The 20443-nt window shown below is 63.5% G+C and carries 19 protein-coding genes and 1 other RNA gene; 9 read left to right on the top strand and 11 right to left on the bottom strand.

The window, feature by feature from the left end:
- Nucleotides 1-79: 79 nt before the first annotated feature.
- From OEG82_RS02840 to ffs, 5 genes are all read right to left on the bottom strand, one after another.
- Entirely contained in the window at nt 80-1330 is a 1251-nt protein-coding gene (locus OEG82_RS02840) for a lytic murein transglycosylase (RefSeq protein WP_425497522.1), read from the bottom strand.
- 98 nt (nt 1331-1428) lie between these two features.
- Nucleotides 1429-2034, bottom strand: coding sequence for a recombination mediator RecR (gene recR / locus OEG82_RS02835; RefSeq protein ID WP_267610960.1), 606 nt, complete (start codon nt 2032-2034; stop codon nt 1429-1431).
- 27 nt (nt 2035-2061) lie between these two features.
- Nucleotides 2062-2385, bottom strand: coding sequence for a YbaB/EbfC family nucleoid-associated protein (locus tag OEG82_RS02830; RefSeq protein WP_267610959.1), 324 nt, complete (start codon nt 2383-2385; stop codon nt 2062-2064).
- 78 nt (nt 2386-2463) lie between these two features.
- A complete protein-coding gene (locus tag OEG82_RS02825; RefSeq protein WP_267610958.1) occupies nt 2464-4308 on the bottom strand; it encodes a DNA polymerase III subunit gamma/tau in 1845 nt (614 codons plus the stop codon).
- 112 nt (nt 4309-4420) lie between these two features.
- An RNA gene (gene ffs, locus OEG82_RS02820) (signal recognition particle sRNA small type) lies at nt 4421-4517 on the bottom strand.
- 94 nt (nt 4518-4611) lie between these two features.
- Between ffs and OEG82_RS02815 the strand changes: the two genes are divergently transcribed.
- Both OEG82_RS02815 and nudC read left to right on the top strand, forming a co-directional pair.
- The gene (locus OEG82_RS02815; RefSeq protein ID WP_267610957.1) at nt 4612-5016 is read left to right on the top strand and encodes an HIT domain-containing protein; all 405 of its coding nucleotides are present in this window, start codon (nt 4612-4614) and stop codon (nt 5014-5016) included.
- Nucleotides 5017-5019: 3 nt separating this feature from the next.
- Nucleotides 5020-5982 carry an NAD(+) diphosphatase gene (gene nudC / locus OEG82_RS02810; RefSeq protein WP_267610956.1) on the top strand — a complete coding sequence of 321 codons (963 nt, stop codon included), beginning with the start codon at nt 5020-5022 and terminating at the stop codon, nt 5980-5982.
- Nucleotides 5983-6030: 48 nt separating this feature from the next.
- Here the strand turns inward: nudC and OEG82_RS02805 are convergent, their stop codons facing one another.
- Both OEG82_RS02805 and OEG82_RS02800 read right to left on the bottom strand, forming a co-directional pair.
- Nucleotides 6031-6915 (bottom strand): prephenate dehydratase, encoded by an 885-nt coding sequence (locus tag OEG82_RS02805; RefSeq protein ID WP_267610955.1) that lies wholly within the window; start codon nt 6913-6915, stop codon nt 6031-6033.
- 29 nt (nt 6916-6944) lie between these two features.
- On the bottom strand, nt 6945-7691 hold the full coding sequence (locus tag OEG82_RS02800; protein WP_267610954.1) for a 3-deoxy-manno-octulosonate cytidylyltransferase: 747 nt from the start codon (nt 7689-7691) through the stop codon (nt 6945-6947).
- Between the two features lie 172 nt (nt 7692-7863).
- Between OEG82_RS02800 and OEG82_RS02795 the strand changes: the two genes are divergently transcribed.
- From OEG82_RS02795 to OEG82_RS02770, 6 genes are all read left to right on the top strand, one after another.
- Nucleotides 7864-8499, top strand: coding sequence for a c-type cytochrome (locus OEG82_RS02795; protein WP_267610953.1), 636 nt, complete (start codon nt 7864-7866; stop codon nt 8497-8499).
- A 145-nt stretch (nt 8500-8644) separates the two neighbouring features.
- The gene (locus tag OEG82_RS02790; RefSeq protein ID WP_267610952.1) at nt 8645-10501 is read left to right on the top strand and encodes an extracellular solute-binding protein; all 1857 of its coding nucleotides are present in this window, start codon (nt 8645-8647) and stop codon (nt 10499-10501) included.
- A 160-nt stretch (nt 10502-10661) separates the two neighbouring features.
- Nucleotides 10662-11765: a microcin C ABC transporter permease YejB gene (locus OEG82_RS02785; RefSeq protein WP_267610951.1), complete on the top strand. Its 1104-nt coding sequence runs from the start codon at nt 10662-10664 to the stop codon at nt 11763-11765.
- Nucleotides 11762-12913: an ABC transporter permease gene (locus OEG82_RS02780; protein ID WP_267610950.1), complete on the top strand. Its 1152-nt coding sequence runs from the start codon at nt 11762-11764 to the stop codon at nt 12911-12913. Before OEG82_RS02785 ends, OEG82_RS02780 begins: the two co-directional genes overlap by 4 nt.
- Complete coding sequence (locus tag OEG82_RS02775) at nt 12910-14559, top strand: ABC transporter ATP-binding protein (protein WP_267610949.1); 1650 nt, start codon at nt 12910-12912, stop codon at nt 14557-14559. Before OEG82_RS02780 ends, OEG82_RS02775 begins: the two co-directional genes overlap by 4 nt.
- Nucleotides 14560-14567: 8 nt before the next feature.
- Entirely contained in the window at nt 14568-15536 is a 969-nt protein-coding gene (locus tag OEG82_RS02770; RefSeq protein WP_267610948.1) for a 2-hydroxyacid dehydrogenase, read from the top strand.
- Nucleotides 15537-15542: 6 nt separating this feature from the next.
- On the opposite strand, the gene OEG82_RS02765 is transcribed toward OEG82_RS02770, so the two are convergent.
- The 3 genes from OEG82_RS02765 to OEG82_RS02755 all read right to left on the bottom strand — a co-directional run bounded on the left by OEG82_RS02765 (nt 15543) and on the right by OEG82_RS02755 (nt 18252).
- Nucleotides 15543-16403: a C40 family peptidase gene (locus OEG82_RS02765; RefSeq protein ID WP_267610947.1), complete on the bottom strand. Its 861-nt coding sequence runs from the start codon at nt 16401-16403 to the stop codon at nt 15543-15545.
- Nucleotides 16396-16767 (bottom strand): MarR family transcriptional regulator, encoded by a 372-nt coding sequence (locus OEG82_RS02760; RefSeq protein WP_267610946.1) that lies wholly within the window; start codon nt 16765-16767, stop codon nt 16396-16398. The genes OEG82_RS02765 and OEG82_RS02760 overlap by 8 nt, the downstream gene beginning before the upstream one ends.
- 90 nt (nt 16768-16857) lie before the next feature.
- A complete protein-coding gene (locus OEG82_RS02755; RefSeq protein WP_267610945.1) occupies nt 16858-18252 on the bottom strand; it encodes a leucyl aminopeptidase family protein in 1395 nt (464 codons plus the stop codon).
- Between the two features lie 142 nt (nt 18253-18394).
- Here OEG82_RS02755 and OEG82_RS02750 point away from each other — a divergent pair, with 142 nt between their 5' ends.
- Nucleotides 18395-19192 (top strand): tetratricopeptide repeat protein, encoded by a 798-nt coding sequence (locus OEG82_RS02750; protein ID WP_267610944.1) that lies wholly within the window; start codon nt 18395-18397, stop codon nt 19190-19192.
- Nucleotides 19193-19434: 242 nt separating this feature from the next.
- Here the strand turns inward: OEG82_RS02750 and OEG82_RS02745 are convergent, their stop codons facing one another.
- Nucleotides 19435-20430 carry a type II secretion system F family protein gene (locus OEG82_RS02745; RefSeq protein ID WP_425497623.1) on the bottom strand — a complete coding sequence of 332 codons (996 nt, stop codon included), beginning with the start codon at nt 20428-20430 and terminating at the stop codon, nt 19435-19437.
- Nucleotides 20431-20443: the final 13 nt, after the last annotated feature.

Genomic DNA, 20443 nt, shown 5'->3' with positions numbered 1-20443 from the left:
CTGAATTTGTTGACAAATTTACTCATGTTTTCTGGCTCCACCCGCCAAGCTTGCTTGATTGTCGTCTCGTGCAAATCGCCTATTTTTGCGCGCCAAGCAATTGCGGTGTCGGAAAACAGGTCGGCTTCTGGCCGGTCCTGGCCTGCCATTCTCCGATCGACCGGCGGGTCTTGTAGCCAGGCAGCCCATCGGCGCCGCCAACATCATAGCCCTGTCTTTCCAGCGATGCCTGCAGCCTGGCGATGTCGGAACGCAGCATCGAACCGGTCTTGCCCCAGGGCGTCACGAAAGCGCTGCCGCCATGGCCGATGCGATCGGCGAGATTGCCGATGAACAGGGCGTAGAGATCGGAATTGTTGTATTCCTTGATCACATAGAAATTCGGCGTCACCACGAATTCCGGGCCATAGGTTCCGGCTGGCACCAGCACCATGCCCGCCGCGCGGCGTTCATGTTCGGGAAAGGGCCGTCCGGAAATGCGGATGATGCCCATATCGGTCAGCGCGCTGATCGGCCGGGCCCGGTCGGGGCCCTCAAGTGCGCAGGTGACGCCTTCCGGGATCACCGCTTCAAAGCCCCAGTCGCGGCCGCGCACCCAGCCCGACTGGGCCAGATAATTGGCGATAGAGGCCAGCGAGTCGGCGGTCGAGTTCCAGATGTCGCGCTTGCCGTCGCCGTCAAAATCGACCGCATGATCGAGATAGCTCGACGGCAGGAATTGTGGCTGGCCCATGGCGCCGGCCCAGGAGCCTTTCATCGCCGAAGCGGACACATCACCGCGCTCAAGGATCTTGAGTGCTGCGAGGATTTCCTTGCGGAACAGCTCGGGCCGCGTCGACATGAAGGCCTTGGTGGCAATCACCCGCACTGCGGAATGGGGGATTTTGGCCCGGCCAAAGCCGGACTCGCGGCCCCAGATCGCCACGATGATCGATGCCGGAACACCGTAGCGGTCCTCGATCTTGCGCAGCGTGCTGGCGTGTTTTGCCATCAGGGAGCGGCCCGAAGCCGCAAGGCCCTGAAGCCGTTTTTCATCGAAATAGGCGCCGGGGCTGCGAAATTCGGCCTGGCTCTGGGAGCGCTGCTTGGGCTTGGCAAAACCCGGAGGCTCAAGATCGGGAAGATCCCAATCGAGACTGATGCCGGAAAAAGCGCTTTCGAAGACCGGTTTGGAGACGCCGGCGCGCCTGGCTTCGGGCCAAAGATCAGTCTCCAGCCATTGCCGGAACTGGGCCTCGACGCCGGCCCGGGTGGCGGCATGCGAGGAGGTGGCCGCGAACGGAGCCGCGGCGAAGAGGAGGGCAAAGGCAAGAATCAGGGTGCGAATCATGGGAGCAATCTAACCCGGGCAGCACGTCAGGAAAATGGCGCGTTCAGGGTGCCCCTACCGCAAACCCGCAAGGAGCAGAGTCCGGGGCGGCCCACCCCTCAAAAGGCGGTGCGCGCCCGGATCGCCGCGGCCAGCGTGCCCTCGTCGAGATAGTCGAGTTCGCCGCCGACCGGCACGCCATGGGCCAGCCGGGTGACCTTGATGTCGAAGCCGGACAATTGCTCGGTGATGTAATGCGCGGTGGTCTGGCCCTCGACGGTGGCATTGACGGCAATCAGGATCTCGCGGACCTCGCCCTTGGCGACCCGGTCGACCAGGCCTGCAATCGACAGGTCGTCTGGACCGATGCCATCAAGCGGCGACAGGGTGCCGCCGAGCACATGATAGCCGGCATTCATCGCCGCAGCGCGTTCCAGAGCCCACAGGTCGGCGACATCCTCGACGACGATGATGACGCTCTGGTCGCGGGTCGGATCGGTACAGACCGTGCAGGGATCGGAGGTGTCGGCATTGCCGCAGGTCGAGCAGATGCGGACCTTGTCGAAGGCCTCGTTCATGGCCAGGCCCAGGGGCCCCATCAACTGGTCCTTCTTCTTGATCAGGTGCAGCGCGGCACGGCGCGCCGATCGCGGCCCCAGCCCGGGAACCCGCGCCAGCAGCTGGATCAGGCGCTCGATCTCCGGCCCGGTTACACGCTTCTGCATCTTGTTCTCCGATCTCGGCCGGCAGGCCTAGAATGGCAGCTTCATGCCGGGAGGAATCGGCAGACCGGCGGTGAGTTCCTTGGTGCGTTCGGCCACCGTGGTTTCGAGCTTGCCCTTGGCGTCATTGTGGGCGGCGACGATGAGATCCTCGAGAATCTCGACATCGTCTTCCTTGAACATCGACGGATCGATTTTCAGGCCCAGCATCTGGCCCTTGCCCGACAGGCGCACGGAGACAATGCCGCCACCGGCAACGCCTTCGCATTCGAGGGCCGCCAGTTCGTCCTGCATCTGCTCCATCTTGGACTGCATGTCCTTGATCTTGCCCATCATGCCCATGATGTCTTTCATCACACTCTCCTTGTTTGAATGTTGGCTGGCGGCGCTGACCCGGTGCCGTGGCGCAAGCCTGCGGCACCGGCGCGCCGGTCAATCGGAATCGTCGTCGGGATCGGTTTCATCCGGCAGGATGTCGCCATCCTCGGACGGCGTCAGCACCGTATCGGCCAGGATCTCCTCCTCGGTGACGGCAATGCGCACATCGGTGATCCGGGAACCTGGAAATTTTGCCAGAATGGCTGCGACATCGGGGTCCTGGCGGGCGTCGCTGACCAGGGCCTCGCGCTTGGCGGTCTCGCGTTCGGACAGCGTCGGAGCGCCCTCCTCGCGGCTCAGCGTCACGATCCATTTCGCCCCGGTCCAGTCCGCCAGCTTCTTGATCAGTTCGCCCGGCAGGCTGGGGCTTGCCTCGGGAGTCAGGCTGATCTCGAGACGGCCCGGCTCGATGCGGACCAGCCGCACACCGGTGCGGATCTGCACCTTCATGGCGATGTCGCGGAATTTCTCGGCCAGCGCCACCATGTCTTCCAGCGACGTGACGGCGATCTCCTCGACCGGCTCGGCAACGGCCGGCGCGGCGACCGTGGGCTCGGCGGAATGGGCAAGCCGCATTGCCGGCTGGCCGCCACCGCCGCCTTGCGGCATGCGGCGTTCGCCGACGGCGCGGGCCGTGGCGCCACCGCCACCAGACGAGCCACCGCCACTGGTCGAAGCTCCGCCGGATGATGTGCCGCCGGAATTCTGGAATGCCTTCACCGCATCCTCAGGCGAGGGCAGGCTGGCGGCATGGCCGATCCGGATAAGGGCCATTTCCGCGGCGGCTGCCGGCCGGCTCGAGGTCTCGGTTTCGGTGATGCCCTTGAGCAGCATCTGCCAGACCCGCGACAGGATCACGGTCGACAGGGTCTTGGCATAATCGGCGCCATTGAGGCGTTCGGTTTCGGTCAAGGAAGGATCTTCACCGGCCTGCGGCACGAATTTGAGCCGGGTGACGAGATGGGTGAAATCGGCCAGATCGGTGAGGATCACCGAGGGGCTGGCGCCCGAATCATACTGGTCTCGATAATTTGCCAGCGCGGCCGCGACGTCGCCGGTCATCAGCGATCCGAACAGGCTGACAATGCGCGACCGGTCGGCCAGACCGAGCATCGAGCGGACGGCTTCGGCGTCGACCGCGCCGCCGCCATGGGCAATGGCCTGATCGAGCAGCGACAGGCCGTCACGCACCGAGCCTTCGGCGGCGCGGGCGATCATGGCCAGCGATTCGTCATCGATCGAAATGCCTTCCTGATCGGAGACATTCTTGAAATGGGCAACAAGCAGGGCCGAATCGATCCGGCGCAGGTCAAAGCGCTGACAGCGCGACAGCACGGTGATCGGAACTTTTCGGATCTCGGTGGTGGCGAAGATGAACTTCACATGCGCCGGCGGCTCTTCCAATGTCTTGAGCAGGCCGTTGAAGGCCTGGTTGGAAAGCATGTGCACTTCGTCGATGATGTAGACCTTGTAGCGCGCCGACACCGGACGATAGCGGATCTGCTCGATGATCTCGCGGATATCATCGATGCCGGTATGCGAGGCGGCGTCCATCTCGATGACATCGACATGGCGGCCTTCCATGATCGCCTGGCAATGTTCGCCCGGAACGGTCAGGTCGATGGTCGGCTGGTCGATCTCGGCGGTCTGATAATTCAGCGCCCGCGCCAGGATCCGCGCCGTGGTGGTCTTGCCGACACCGCGCACACCGGTCAGCATCCAGGCCTGGGCGATGCGGCCGGTGGAAAAGGCATTGGTGAGCGTGCGGACCATCGGCTCCTGGCCGATGAGATCGGTGAAATCCCTGGGACGATATTTCCGTGCCAGAACCCGGTACGGCGCCTTGGCCTCAGGGGCTGTGCCCGTGGGGGCTGTGTTGGTGCCGGTGATGTCGTCCATGATCCTCGTGCCGCCCTCGCGCTGGCCCGATGGCCATTCAAATTGAATGTTTGCACCCCGGTCGAACCCCGTCAATGACGGGGGCTGCCACTGAAATGGCGCGGGCAAAAGGGTGGGAGGCTGGCACGGTGACCCGTGCCTGGCTCGTTAGGGCTGCTTCCTTCCGGACCTGACCCGGTTGGCGAGTGGCTCGTCCACCACCAACCTCCCACCGCACATATCGTCAATCACTCAGGCAAAAGCAAGCCAGAGCCTGAAAAAACTGCTAGAGTTTGCACTCAACTGTGTCCGGCGGTATAGCCAATGTCTGATTTTGTTATCGATCCGCGCCTCGACCGCGACTCCAAATTATTGATCAAGCTGGGTTTGTGCCAGCTGAGACTGATGCTGGACAGCCGTTGGCCCTGGGTGCTGCTGGTGCCGCAAAGGAGCGGCATTTCGGAGATTTTCGACATGACGCCGCTGGACCAGACCATGCTGACCTTCGAGACAGCCATCGCCGCCAAGGCGCTGAAACAGACAACGGGCTGTCTCAAGATCAATGTCGGCGCGCTCGGCAATCAGGTGCGTCAGTTCCATCTTCACATCATTGCCCGCAACGAAGGCGATCCCGCCTGGCCCGGTCCGGTCTGGGGGCATGGCGACGCCTGCGCCTGGAACCCGGACGCCCGCGCCGAATTTACCGAAAGACTGCTTGAGGCCCTCTGATTTATGACATTTTCCCTGTTTGACCATGATGCTCCTCATGGCGAAGCCAGCCGTCTGACGGCTTTTTCCGGCAACCGGCTCGACCGCCGCTCCGAACACCGCACCGAAACCGAGCTCGGCGATGCGCTCAGGGACCCGGCAACGCGCTATTTCGCCATCACCCAGGGCCGGCTGGCCATGCGGATCGATGGCGAAGCGCCGGTCGGGCTGCTGGCGGCGGAGGATCTTGCGGCGCTCAATCCGCAAAATGCCGACGCCATCCTGATCGGCTGGACCGACACCAATGCCGCGCGCATCGCCATGCCGGTGGGCGTCGCGCCCGACGACCTGCCCGAGCCCTTCAAGGCGATCGATACCCGCTCGGTCTATCGCCAGGCGCTGGTCGACGAGGAAACGCTCGGCGCCTATGCGCAGGGCACCAGCCTTGTCTCCTGGGCGCTCGTGCACCGGTTCTGCGGTGTCTGCGGCGGGCCGATGACCCCGGAAGCGGGTGGCTACCGGCGCAAATGTACGGCGTGCGGCCACACCGTGTTTCCGCGCACCGACCCGGTCGGCATCATGCTGGTGGTCGACGAGGCCCGCGACCGCTGCCTGCTTGGTCGCAGTCCGCATTTTCCGCCCGGCATGTTTTCATGCCTGGCAGGCTTCATCGAACCCGGCGAAACCATGGAAGACGCGGTGCGGCGGGAAACGCTGGAGGAATCGGGCATCAGGGTCGGGCGGGTGCGCTACCATGCCAGCCAGCCCTGGCCGATGCCGCATACCCTGATGATCGGGGTCTATGCCGAGGCGCAAAGCCTGGAAATTGCCCGCGACACCGCCGAGCTCGAGGATTGCCGCTGGTTCGACCGCGCCCAAACCGAGGCGATGCTGGCCAGCGTACTGGGCGAGGAAAACGCCTCGGCTCCGCCGCCTGGCGCCATCGCGCACCGGCTGATGCGCGACTGGCTGGACTGGGGCAAGTAAAGCCGCGGCTTCCCGACAGGGTTGCTCACTGACAAATGCGCCGGTGGCTCAGCCCTCGGCCTCTTCGGCGTGGGTGCCATTTTGCACCAGCCGGAACGGATGCGCCGGATAGACGCCGAGAATGCGCAGTTCCTTGGAAAAATAGCCAAGCTCTTCCAGAGCGCGCGCCACCGGCGCCTCGTCGGGATGGCCCTGGATGTCGGCATAGAACTGGGTGGCGAAAAACTTGCCGCCGATCTGGTAGCTTTCCAGCTTGGTCATGTTGACGCCATTGGTGGCGAAACCGCCCATCGCCTTGTAGAGCGCTGCCGGAATGTTGCGGACCTTGAAGACGAAGGTGGTGACGACCACCTCGCCCGCCACCGGGCGCGGCGGAATCCTGGCCTCCCGCGACAGCACCACGAAACGGGTGACATTGGTTTCGGTGTCCTCGACATTTTCCTCGAGGATCTCGAGACCGTAAAGGTCTGCGGCCAGCCGCGGCGCCAGCGCCGCCATGGTGCGGTCATTGCTTTGCGAGACCAGCCGCGCAGCACCGGCGGTGTCGCCGGCGACCACGGCCTTCCAGCCATTGGCGCGGACGATCTTGCGGCACTGGCCGACCGCGTGGACATGGCTGTGCACGGTGCGGACTTCGGATTTGTCCACTCCCGGCAGGACCATCAGCTGGAAATGGATCGGCATGAAATATTCGCCGACGATATGCAGTTTCGATTCGGGCAGCAGGTGGTGGATGTCGGCCACCCGGCCGGCGATGGTGTTCTCGATCGGGATCATCGCCAGATCCGCGTCTCCCTGGGAGAGAGCGTTGAATGCATCCTCGAAGGTGGCGCAAGGCAACGGCTCCATGTCGGCAAACATGTCGCGGCAGGCCATGTCTGAATTTGCGCCAAACTCGCCCTGGAAGGCGATGCGGTTGGTGGGAGCGGTCATGATAGGGGTCCGTTTTGAGAAATGCGTGCCTATTTGGCTGCCAGGATCTGGCGGGCGCGTTCGAGATCGGCGGGAGTATCGACACCGAGGGGAACGGAGTCAACGATGGCCACATCGATGCGCATGCCGTTTTCAAGCGCCCGCAATTGCTCGAGCGATTCGCGCCGTTCCAGCGGTGACGGCGGCAGCGCCACAAAGCGCTCAAGCGCCGGGCGGCGCCAGGCATAAAGACCTATGTGGTGGTAGAGCGGTCCGTCGCCATAAGGGGCGTTGGCGCGGGTGAAATACAGCGCCCGCAACAGCCCCTCGCCGATCGGCGTGCCGATCACCTTGACGATGCTCGGATTGGTTTTCTCGGCCTCGTCGGAAATTTCCACCGCCAGCGTGGCGAGATCGGCCGCGGAGGTCAGAAGCGGCAGCGCGGACTTGCGGATGGCTTCGGGCTCGATGGCGGGAATGTCGCCCTGGACATTGAGAATGACACGAGCGCGCGCCTCGGGATCCATTTTCATCGCCGCCTCGAACACCCGGTCGGATCCCGAGGGATGGTCGGCGCGGGTCATCACCGCCTCGAAGCCTGCCGCCTCGACCGCATCGGCAATCTCGCGCGAATCAGTGGCGACGGCCACACGACCGACAGCGGCACGGGTTGCCTGCCGCGCCACCCGGACAATCATCGGCTCTCCGCCGATATCGGCCAGCGGTTTTCCGGGCAGGCGGGTGGAGGCCATTCTGGCCGGGATGATGACGAGCGTATGCTCCGGGCCTTCTGCCATGGGGGTCTCTTCCTCGGGTTATTCGGCACAAGTGTCAAAAAGTCTCATGGCCGTCGTTACAAACGGTGTTGCAACGAACTTGCAAAAGACATAGGTTCCGCGCGATTTCAAGACTGGTTCGGACATTGCTGAAAACAGCGCGGGACGCCGGACCGAAACGGAGCGACGGAACATGAACTCCTCATATTTCAACTCGGCAGCAGGCGCTTTTCTCGGTGTTCTGTTTGTTCTGATGACTCTTTCCATCGTGTCGGAAGGGATTTACCACGCAGCAGAACCGGAAACCGAAGGCTTTCTGATCGAGGTTGCCGAAGGTGGTGACGACGCCGGCGCGCCGGCTGAAGAGGCTGCACCGGAACTGATCGCGTCGCTGCTGGCCAGCGCCGACCCGGCACGCGGCGAAGGCGTGTTCAAGAAATGCGCCGCTTGTCACACCAATGAAGCCGGTGGCGCCAACAAGGTCGGCCCGGGCCTGTGGGACATCGTCAACCGGCCGGTCGCAGCCCATGAGGGGTTCAAATATTCCAATGCCATGGTCGAATTTGCCGAAGGCGGTTCCGTGGTCTGGGATTACGAGCATCTGAGCGGATTCCTCGCTGCACCGAAGAAATACATCAAAGGCACCGCGATGGGTTTTGCCGGCGTCAAGAAGATCGAGGAACGGGCTGACCTGATCGCCTATCTTCGCACGCTGGGCGATACGCCGGCGCCGCTGCCCGAGGCAGGCGCTGCCGATGCGGGCGCCGAGGCCGAGCCCGCTGCCGAACCTGCGGCAGAGCCGGCTGCGGAAGCCGCGCCGAGCGAATAAAACGTCGCTGCATTGAATTGGAAAGCCGGGCCTCGTGCCCGGCTTTTTTTGTCGGCGCTGCACGGTTTTTTTGATCATGCCCTGCAAGTGCCGTAGAAGTGGCCTATTCTTGTCCGAACGCGTTTTCTCAGGAGGCCCCGCACCCATGACCATCCGCATTGCCGCATCCATGCTGGCCGCATCCGTTCTCGCCCCCGCTTTCGCATTGGCCGGAGTGATCGGCACTGCAACCCTTGCATCCGCCGAGGAACAGGTCTGGCAGCATGCCACGGCGATGATCGACGAGCCGAAATATGAAGAAGGCTTTGCGCGCTTCGACTATGTCAATCCGGATGCGCCCAAGGGCGGCACGCTGAAACTGGCGGAGGAAGGCACCTTCGACAGCTTCAACCCGATCCTGTCCAAGGGAGAGCTGGCCGCCGGGCTCGGCCTGGTCTTCGACACGCTGATGAAATCCTCGGAAGACGAGGTGTCCTCGTCCTATGGCCTGCTGGCCGAAGGCATCGCCTTTCCCGATGACATTTCAAAGGTGACATTCCGGCTGCACGCCGAAGCCAAATGGGCCGACGGCATGCCGGTGACTGCCGAGGATGTGGTGTTCAGTTTCGACAAGGCCAAGGAACTCAACCCGCTGCAAGCCAATTACTATGCCCATGTCGTCTCCGCCGAAAAGACCGCCGAGCGGGAAGTGACCTTCCTGTTTGACGAGAACAACAATCGCGAACTGCCGCAGATTCTCGGCCAGATCCTGGTGCTGCCGAAGCATTGGTGGGAAGGCACCGACGCGGCCGGCAATGCGCGTGATATCGCGCGCACAACGCTGGAGCCGGTGATGGGGTCGGGGCCCTACCGGATCGCGGCGTTCAAGGCCGGATCGACCATCCGCTACGAGCTGCGCGAGGACTATTGGGGCAAGGATCTCAACGTCAATGTCGGCCACAACAATTTCGGCGCCATCGAATATGTCTATTTCACCGACGCCAATGTCGAGTTCGAGGCATTCCGCGCGGGCACCGTGGATTTCCGCCAGGAGAACTCGGCCAGCAAATGGGCCACTGCCTATGACTTTCCCGCGGTCGAAAGTGGCGACGTCATCCTCGAGGAGATCGAGAATCCGCTTCGCGCCGTCGGCATCATGCAGGCGATGGTGCCGAACATGCGCCGCGACAAGTTCAAGGACGCAAGGGTGCGCAGGGCGCTCAATTTCGCCTTCGACTTCGAGGACCTCAACCACAATCTGGCCTTTGACGCGCTGGCGCGGGTCGACAGCTATTTCTGGGGCACGGAGCTCGCCTCTTCCGGCCTGCCGGAAGGCCGCGAGAAGGAAATCCTCGAAAGCCTCGGAGACAAGGTGCCCGCCGAGGTATTCACCACGCCCTTTACCAACCCGGTTGGCGGCGACCCGACCAGGACCCGGGCAAATCTGCGCCAGGCGCTGACGCTGCTGCAGGAAGCCGGCTATGCGCTCAGGGACGGCACGCTTGTCGATGCCGCCACCGGCGAGCCCTTCGAGATCGAGATCCTGCTGTCGAGCCCCTCGCTCGAGCGATCGGTGCTGCCCTATGTCGCCAGCCTTCGGAAAATAGGCTTTGATGCCCGCATCCGCACGGTCGATGCTTCGCAATATACCAACCGGGTGAGAAGCTTCGACTATGACATGATCTGGAACGTCTGGGGGCAATCGCTCAACCCGGGCAATGAACAGGCCGGCTATTGGGGCTCGGCCTCGGTCAATCGCGAAGGGTCGCGGAACTATGCCGGAATATCCGATCCGGCGGTCGACGAACTGATCCGGATGGTGATCTTCGCCCAGGACCGCGCGGAGAAGACCGCGGCCGTCAAAGCCCTCGACCGGGTGCTGCTGGCGCATCATTACGTGGTGCCGCTGTTTTACAGCGACGCGGTCAAGGTGGCCTATCGCAAGTCCCTGGCCCACCCCGAGGAGCTTCCCTATTACGGGCTGGGATTCCCCTCGGTCTGGTGGTCCAGCGAAGCGAATTGACGCGCATTCGGCCTTGCACCCCATGCAACATTCGATTCTGTATGAGAAAGAGACGAATCAGCCGGATTCCGGAGAATCCGGCTGGAAGGACGCGAAAATTGACCACACCACCATCCAGCACAGATGACGCGCGCACTGCGGCAGACAGGAAAGCGGCCTGATGGGCACCTATATCCTTCGCCGGCTGCTTTTGATGATTCCGACCGTCGTCGGCATCATGGCGATCTCGTTCGCGGTGATCCAGTTTGCACCCGGCGGACCGGTGGAGCAGGTGATTGCCGAGCTGACCGGGCAAGGCGATTCGGCAATCGACCGGATTTCCGGCGGTGGCGACACGATGGGCACCGCCCAGCAGGATTTCGGCGATTCCGCATCCTCGCAATATCGCGGCGCACAGGGGCTTGATCCCGAATTCATCGCCAAGCTGGAGGCCCAGTTCGGCTTCGACAAGCCGCCGCTCGAGCGCTTCGGCAAGATGATGTGGGACTATATCCGCTTCGACTTCGGCGAGAGCTATTTCCGCAGCATCGATGTGCTCGACCTGATCATCGAGAAGATGCCGGTCTCGATCTCGCTCGGGGTCTGGATCCTGCTGTTGTCCTACATCATCTCGATTCCGCTGGGGATCAAGAAGGCGGTGTCGGACGGCTCGCGCTTCGATGTCTGGACCTCCGGTCTGATCATCGTCGCCTATGCGGTGCCCGGCTTCCTGGTCGGCATCATGCTGATCGTGATGTTTGCCGGCGGCTCGTTCTTCGACTGGTTTCCGTTGCGCGGCCTGACCTCGGACAATTTCGCCGAGCTGAGCCTGTTCGGCAAGATCGTCGACTATTTCTGGCATCTGGCGCTGCCGCTGATCGCATTGTCGCTGGCGGCATTCGCCACCACGACGCTTCTGACCAAGAACTCCTTCATCGATGAAATCCGCAAGCAATATGTCACCACGGCGCGGGCCAAGGGGCTGACCGAAAGCCAGGTGCTCTACCGGCATGTGTTTCGCAATGCGATGCTGATCATCATTGCCGGCTTTCCCGGCGCCTTCATCTCCGCCTTCTTTTCCGGATCGCTGCTGATCGAGACGATCTTCTCGCTCGACGGGCTGGGCCGGCTGGGCTTTGAATCGGTGATCCGGCGCGACTATCCGGTGGTCTTTGCGACGCTGTTCATCTTCTCGCTGATGGGCCTGATCGTCGGGCTGATTTCGGACCTGGTCTATACCTGGGTGGATCCGCGCATCGACTTCGAGAAAAGGGATGTCGGATGAGCGTGACGGCTTCCAGCAATCCCGAGACCTATGATGTCAACGGCCGGCCGAAGGGCTGGCTGTCGCCGACCAACAAGCGGCGCTGGGCCAATTTCAAGGCCAACCGGCGCGGCTACTGGTCGCTGTGGCTGTTCCTGTTCCTGTTCATCGCCAGCCTGATGGCCGAACTCATCGCCAATGACCGGCCGATCCTGGCCTCCTACAAGGGCGAGATCCTCTATCCGGTGCTGATCGACTACCCGGAGGAGAAATTCGGCGGGTTCCTGGCACGCACCGATTACCGCGATCCCTTCATCCAGAACGAGATCAAGGACAATGGCTGGATGATCTGGCCACCGATCCGCTATTCCTACACCACCGCCAATTCCTATATTCCGCATTCGGCGCCGACGGCCCCGTTCTGGCTGCTCGATGACGGCGTCGCCTGTTCCGCCTATCCGCTGAAGGACGAGGATCCGGGCTGCACGCTGGGCAACATGAACTGGCTCGGCACCGACGACCAAGCCCGCGATGTCACCGCGCGGATGATCTACGGGTTCCGGATTTCGGTGCTGTTCGGCCTGACGCTGACCATCTTCTCGGCGCTGATCGGTGTCGCCGCCGGCGCGGTGCAGGGCTATTTCGGCGGCTGGACCGACCTGTTGATGCAGCGCTTCATCGAGATCTGGTCCTCGATGCCGGTGCTCTACATCCTGCTGATCATCGCCGCGGTGCTGCCGCCGGGATTCTGGATCCTGCTCGGCATCATGCTGCTGTTTTCCTGGGTCTCGTTTGTCGGCATCGTGCGGGCGGAGTTTTTGCGCGCCCGCAATTTCGAATATGTCAACGCCGCCCGGGCGCTCGGGGTCGGCAATGCCACCATCATGTTCAGGCACCTGCTGCCCAACGCCATGGTGGCGACGCTGACCTTCCTGCCCTTCATCCTGTCTGGCTCGATCACGACGCTGACCTCGCTCGACTTCCTCGGCTTCGGCCTGCCGCCGGGATCGGCTTCGCTGGGAGAACTGATCGCCCAGGGCAAGCGCAACCTGCAGGCGCCCTGGCTGGGGATGACGGCGTTCTTCACCATCTCGATCATGCTGTCGCTGCTGATCTTCATCGGCGAGGCGACGCGTGACGCCTTCGACCCGCGAAAGACTTTCCGATGAGCAGTGTGACAGACCGGACCGGCGAGCCGCTGCTGTCGGTGCGCGATCTCTCGGTGGAGTTCCACCAGTCCGGCGAAAGCCAGACGGCGGTGGATCATGTCTCCTTCGACATCAGGCGCGGCGAGACGGTGGCGCTGGTGGGCGAATCCGGTTCCGGCAAGTCGGTCTCGGCGCTCTCGGTGCTGCGGCTGCTGCCCTATCCGGCGGCCAGCCACCCCTCCGGCAAGATCCTGTTCAAGGGCCGGGACCTGCTCTCGGCGCCGGAACAGGTGATCCGCGACGTGCGCGGCAACGACATCACCATGATCTTCCAGGAGCCGATGACCTCGCTCAATCCGCTGCAGTCGGTGGAAAAGCAGATTTCGGAAATCCTGCACCTGCACCAGCCGATCAAGCCGGACGAAGCCCGGCGGCAGGTGCTGGAACTGCTCGACCAGGTCGGCATCCGCGATCCGGAAAAGCGGCTGGCCTCCTACCCGCATCAATTGTCCGGCGGTCAGCGGCAGCGGGTAATGATTGCCATGGCGCTGGCCAACCGCCCGGAACTGCTGATCGCCGACGAACCGACGACGGCGCTCGATGTCACGGTCCAGGCGCAGATCCTCGCGCTGCTGAGCAATCTGAAAAACCAGCACGGTATGGCGATGCTGTTCATCACCCATGATCTCGGCATTGTCCGCAAATTTGCCGACCGGGTCTGCGTGATGACGGACGGCAGGATTGTCGAGACCGGGCCGACGGCGGAGATCTTCGCCAATCCGCAGCACGCCTATACCAAGCACCTGCTTGCCGCCGAGCCCAAGGGCCAGCCGCCCGAGCGCAACGAGGCCGCGCCCGAAGTGATGCGGGCCAAGGACATCAAGGTCTGGTTTCCGGTCAAACAGGGGTTTCTCAGGCGCACCGTCGATCACGTCAAGGCGGTGGACGGGTTGTCGCTGTCGCTCAAATCGGGCCAGACACTCGGCGTCGTCGGCGAATCCGGGTCGGGCAAGACCACGCTGGGGCTGGCGCTGATGCGTCTGATCCGCAGCGAGGGCGAGATCTATTTCAACAAGCTGGCATTGCATGAGCGATCCTTCAAGGAGATGAAGCCGCTCAGGAGTTCGATGCAGGTGGTGTTTCAGGACCCGTTCGGATCGCTGAGCCCGCGCATGTCGATTGCCGACATCGTTGGCGAGGGGCTGGCGATCCATGCCGCGGATCTTTCGGCGCGCGACCGCGACCGCCGGGTTGCCGAAGCGCTGGAGGAAGTCGGGCTCGACGCCTCGACCCGCTGGCGCTATCCGCATGAATTTTCCGGCGGCCAGCGGCAACGCATCGCGATTGCCCGCGCCATGGTGCTCAAACCCCGCTTCGTGATGCTGGACGAGCCGACCTCGGCGCTCGACATGAGCGTGCAGGCGCAGGTCGTCGATCTCTTGCGCGATCTGCAGAAGCGGCATGATCTGGCCTATCTGTTCATCAGCCACGACCTGAAAGTGGTGCGCGCACTGGCAAATGACGTGATCGTCATGCGCGCCGGCAAGGTGGTCGAGCAGGGCACGGCGGACAAGATCTTCGACCATCCGGAAACCGACTACACCAAAGCGCTGATGGCAGCGGCCTTCAATCTCGAAGCCGTCGACAGCGCCGTGATCAGCGAATAGGCAACTTCATGACTGACAACCGCACCGACACAGGCCGCATCCTGCTGGCCCCGACCGGCTGGTCGTCGCAGCAGTGGATCGAGGAACTGGCCGGGGCCGCACCGGACCGCGCGGTGACGCTGGAGCCGGAGGGCGAGGCCGATCCCAGCATTCATTATGCGGTGGTGTGGAAGCAGCGGAAGGGCCTGTTGTCGAAACTGCCCAATCTGAAGGTGATCTTCTCGCTCGGCGCCGGTGTCGATCACGTGTTTTCCGACACCAGCATGCCCGATGTGCCGATCGTGCGCGTGGTGTCGCCCGACCTGACCACCCGGATGAGCGAATATGTGATCTGGCAGGTGCTTGACCACCATCGACACGGGCCGCGCTACCGGGCGCAGCAGGCGAACCGGACCTGGCTCGAGGACAAGACCCAGGCCGCCGCCGCCGATCTGACCGTCGGCATCATGGGGCTGGGCGAGCTCGGCCGTGATGCAGCCGCCAAGCTGCAGGTGATGGGCTTCAAGGTTTCCGGCTGGTCGCGGACCGCAAAACAGGTCGAAGGCGTTGCCTGCCATGCCGGCGCGCAGGGCCTTGATGCGTTTCTGGCCTCAGCCGATATCTTCGTGGTGCTGCTGCCGCTGACACACGACACCCGCGAAATCCTCAACCGCGATCTGTTTGCAAGAATGACCCGGCGCGGGCCGCTGGGCGCGCCGGTGCTGATCAATGCCGGGCGCGGCGGGCTGCAGAACGAAGCCGATATTTTGTCTGCGCTTGATGATGGTCTGTTGTCAGCCGTCTCGCTTGATGTATTTCAGCAGGAACCGCTGCCGCCGGAAAGCCGGTTCTGGACCCATCCGAAGGTGACGCTGACCCCGCACGCAGCCGCAGCCTCGATGGCGTCATCGCTGATCGGGCCGATTGTGCGCCAGATGGACGCCTATGAGCGCGGCGAGCCGCTGGTCAATCTGGTCGACCGCGCGGCCGGATACTGAGCCGGATCAAGGCCGCCGATAGCCAGTCGGCAGACTGTAGAGCCTGGCGATGCGGTCGATGGCCTCGCGCAGCGGTTCACGGGTCACATACATGGTGCCGCCGGAGGCGTGGAGCAGCGTGTGCTCGTCCTCGACAAAGCCGACATGGCCCTTCCAGAACACCAGATCCCCGCGCTGCAGGCCATCCGTCCCGGGATCGATGGCATGGCCGAGATTTGCCGCCTGAAGGTCGGAATCGCGCGGCGCCGGCTTGCCGGTCATGGCCAGCGCCATCTGCACAAGACCCGAACAATCAATGCCGAAGCCCGAGCGGCCGCCCCAGAGATAAGGCGTGTGCAGAAACCGGGTGGCGACCGAGACGGCGTCTTCCGCTGCAATTTCGGTTATCGGTCGCAGATGAGTGGCGATGATGGCAGAACCATCTTTCAAAACTGAATAGGGGGTTGCGCGGGTCTCAGCCGCACCGGTCACGGTGACGCGGCTGCCCATCGACAAAGCCATGAGATGCGGAAAGCGCAGGTCCGGACCGGGATAGACAAAGCTGCGCGGCACCGAGACCAGATGGGTGGCCGGAGTCGAGCCTTCCCTGATCGCCTCTTCGCGCAGATAGCCGACATAACCGTCCACTGCGAGCTGGACCCAGGCCCAGCCATCGCGGCGGTCGAACACGGTCAGCGCCTCTCCGAAAAGCGCCTCGCTATCCATGCTGCAACTGTCATCGGGCCGGGGACGCAGCGGGGCCACCGGCAGGATCACCTCGCCCGGCGTGCCGTCGGCAAAACGCGCGGCCTCGACCCGGCCCCTGAGCCGGCTATCGGCCAGGTCGTCCCGGTAGGCGTGCAGCCGATGGTCCAGTGTCTCACTCATGGGTCTGATCCTTTGCCAGCGACAATTTGCGGCCTTCGGCGATGATGATGTCGCCGAGCCTTTCGACAAAGAGCGCGCCTTCCACCGTGCGCTTGATGATGACATTGCGGCGGTCGCGCTCGTCACGCACCCGGCGCACCAGCCCCATATGGCCCATGGTGTCGAGCGCCCGGGTGATCACCGGCTTGGTGACCCCAAGCGTGGCGGCGAGCCCGCGCACCGTGTGCGGCGGCGCCGCGAGGTAGATGTGCAGCAGGATCGCCAGTTGCCGGATGGTCAGATCGGGCCCGATCACGCGCACATGCTCCAGCGTGGCGGCGTGCCACAGCCCGAGCGCATCCGAGGGCCTGAGGTCAAGTGACATAGCGGCGGCCTGTATCGTTACGGTACCGGTTTACATTGACCGAAACCGAATCAAGGCGCAAGTCGGCGCCGGTGCAGCCCCCGTCTCTGGTCAGGCCGGATGGCGGGTGCTGATCACGTCGAACAGGGCGCGGATGCCCTGGGCCTCGCCGCCGGTCAGCGCATGCGGTTTGTCCTTTGGCGTCCAGGCGAAAATGTCGAAATGTGCCCAGCTTGTCCCCGGCGCAACGAAGCGCTTGAGAAACAACGCCGCGGTGATCGAGCCGGCAAAACCGCCGGCCGGCGCATTGGTCAGATCGGCGATCCGGGCCTTGACGTCGGCTTCATAGGGCTTGAACAGCGGCATCCGCCACAGCGGGTCGACGACCTGTGCCGACGCGGTCGTCAGCTCGCCGGCCAGCTGATCATCATCGGTATAGAACGGCGGCAGATCGGGGCCGAGCGCCACCCTTGCGGCACCGGTAAGCGTTGCCATGTCGATGAGCAGGCCGGGATCCTGCTCGCAGGCAAAGGCCAGCGCGTCGGCCAGGACCAGGCGCCCCTCGGCATCGGTGTTGTCGATCTGCACGCTCAGGCCCTTGCGGCTCACCAGCACGTCACCGGGCCGGAATGCCGAGGCCGAAATCGAATTTTCCACCGCCGGAACGAGCACGCGCAGATCGACCGGCAGCCCGGCATCCATGATCATCATGGCCAGCGCCAGCACATTGGCCGCACCGCCCATGTCCTTCTTCATGTTGAGCATCGAGGAGGCCGGCTTAATATCGAGGCCGCCGGTGTCGAAGCAGACCCCCTTGCCCACCAGCGTGATCCTGGGCGCGCCTTCTTTGCCCCAGCGCATGTCGAGCAGCCGCGGCGCCTCCTGCGCGGCGCGACCGACTGCGTGGATCATCGGAAAGCCCTGCGAGACGAGGTCATCGCCGGCAATGACAGTCACCCTGGCCTGGTAGTGATCGGCCAATCCGCGGAACACAGCTTCCAACGTGTCGGGTCCCATGTCGTTGGCAGGCGTGTTGACGAGATCGCGCGCAAGGCCGACCGCGGTGACGGTGCGCTCGATGGCAGCAGCGTCCGCCCCTTCCGGAATCACCAGCCGCGGCCCGTCCGGCGAAGGCTTGCGGTAGCTTTCGAACCGGTAGGCGCCCATGCCGAACGCCAGCGCCATCACATCGCCCGGAATGGACGAGGCGGCAATGCGCCAGTCGCCCTCGGGCAGGGTGCGCGCGAGCTTGCCGCCGAGAAGCGGATGGCACTCGCCCTCCTCGCCCAGCCCGAACAGCGCGCCCGACAGCTTGCCCTGGCGGTCAGGCACCAGCAGCAGCACGCCTTCCGCCGCCTGAAATCCGGCCGCCGCAGCCCAGGCAAGGGCCGCCTCGTCAAGATGGCCGTTCTCGATGTCGGTTCGTGTCACCGCCCAGACGGGCAGCGCCTGGGCGGAACTGGGTGCGAAGGGCGACGGGCGGTCAATCCTGGCATAGGGCGACATTTTTCTCCTTGGGCTCTCCGCGGCAGGCCGGCGGAGAATCAGATGTTAACTCTTGATTAGGGTTAACAGATTATTGCTTGAACGAAGACTGTGGCGCCACCCCTGCCGGGCCGCCACGCACCTCAGTTTACGGGACCAGGCCATGTCAGCGACCCCTTCACGTGCACTCCTCCCGCGGCGGCTGCTCAGCGCAGTCTGCATTGCCGCGCTCGGCATCTCGCTTGCGGGATGCGCGTCCAAGGGCAGGCTGACCACCGGCTCGATCCCGTCGATGAACAAGCCGCTCGAGACCATGAATGCGGCCGAGCTGCATTCGGCGGCCGATACCATTGGCAGGGCCTATGACAAGAACCCCAAGGACGCATCCGTCGGCATGAAATACGCCTCGGTGCTGACCATGGGCGGCCGTTCCGAACAGGCGCTGGCGGTGATGCAGCAGGTGGCGATCCACAATCCGACCGACCGCGCGGTGCTTGCAGCCTATGGCAAGGCGCTGGCCGGCGCGGGCCAGCTCGAAAAGGCACTGGACGCGATCCAGCGGGCCCAGACCCCGGACCGTCCCGACTGGCAGCTGCTTTCCGCGGAAGGCGCGATCCACGACCAGCTCGGGGACCCCGCCACCGCGCGCGCCCGCTACCGCAAGGCGCTGGATCTGCAGCCCAATGAATCCTCGATCCTGTCCAATCTCGGCATGTCCTATGTGCTGCAGGGCGATCTCAAGACCGCCGAATCCTATCTGGCTTCGGCCATCCGGCAGCCCGGCGCCGACAGCCGGGTCCGGCAGAACCTGGCCCTGGTCGTCGGTCTTCAGGGCCGTTTCGACGAGGCCGAAAAAATTGCCAGCGCGGAAATTTCCGCCGAACAGGCCAGCGCCAACATCACCTATCTGCGCGCCATGCTGACCCAGCAGAATGCCTGGAACAAGCTCAAGGATACCTGAGACTCTCAAGCGAGAGAGCTTAAATGCATGATACAGCAAACGCCACGTTCAACCGAACGTGGCGTTTTTTGATGGCACATCAGGCCCTGGAAAATGACAGTCATGGCGGCCGGATGATCGGGCGGTGGCAACGGCTTTGGTCAAGTCGTTGCCCGGTCAGAATGCCGCGACCGGGCAGCAGCATTGCCGCTGGCTGATCCTGGCGTCGTCACACCCGGGGCGAGGTTCAGATCGCGGCCCGCCTAGAAGTTATCGGCGACCTGGATCGCTGCCGGTCCGAGAATCACGCCGATGAGCACCGGCAGGAAGAACAGGATCATCGGCACGGTCAGCTTCGGCGGCAGGGCCGCGGCCTTCTTCTCGGCCTCGTTCATGCGCTGGTCCCGGCTTTCGGCGGCAAGGACGCGCAAGGCCTGGGCGATGGGCGTGCCGTAGCGTTCGGACTGGATCAGGGCCTGGGTGACCGATTTGACGGTCTCCAGCCCGGTTCTGCTGCCCAGATTCTCGAAGGCCACGCGCCGGTCCTGCAGATAGGACAATTCCGCCGTCGTCAGCACGAATTCCTCGGCCAAAGCGGTCGACTGCACGGCGATTTCCTCGGCCACGCGTTTCATCGCGGCCTCGATCGAGATCCCGGATTCAACGCAGATCAGCATCAGGTCGAGGGCATCCGGCCAGGCCAGCTTGATCGACGCCTGGCGCTTCTTCGACTGGTTGGAGACAAACAGGTTCGGCGTGTAGAAGCCGACATAGGCGCCGACGATACAGGCCAGCACACGAACGGTGAACGGCTTGTCGGTCAGGTTTTCGAGAACGAAGACATAGACGACCGAGGCCGAAAGAAACACGAAGGGCAGCACGAAGCGCGCCAGCAGAAACATGTTGAGCGCATTCTGGGTGCGGTAGCCGGCCGCCCGCAGCTTGGCGATGGTGGCGTCATCGGCCAGCGCATCCTTCAGGTTGAGCTGCTCGACAATGCCGCGCACGGAGGCGTTGTTGTGCGACCGGAGCCCGGCATTCTTGGTGCTTTCGCGCGACTGCTCGGCATTGAGCCGGGCGCGTTCGCGGGCGCGGATCTCATCGCGCTCAATGGCAGCCGATTTCATCCGAGCATCGAGATCGCCGCGCTCGAAATAGGGCGCCATGATGGTGTAGAGCGTTGCGAAAACCGCCACGGCCACCAGCAAGGGGACCAGATAGGCCGGATCTGTCAGGGTAGAGGCAATATCAGACATCAGATTTCATCCGCCG

The sequence above is a fragment of the Hoeflea ulvae genome, from assembly GCF_026619435.1.
Lineage (GTDB): Bacteria > Pseudomonadota > Alphaproteobacteria > Rhizobiales > Rhizobiaceae > Hoeflea > Hoeflea ulvae.
The sequence above is the reverse complement of the archived record's forward strand: the minus strand, read 5'-3'. Positions and strand labels throughout refer to the sequence as shown.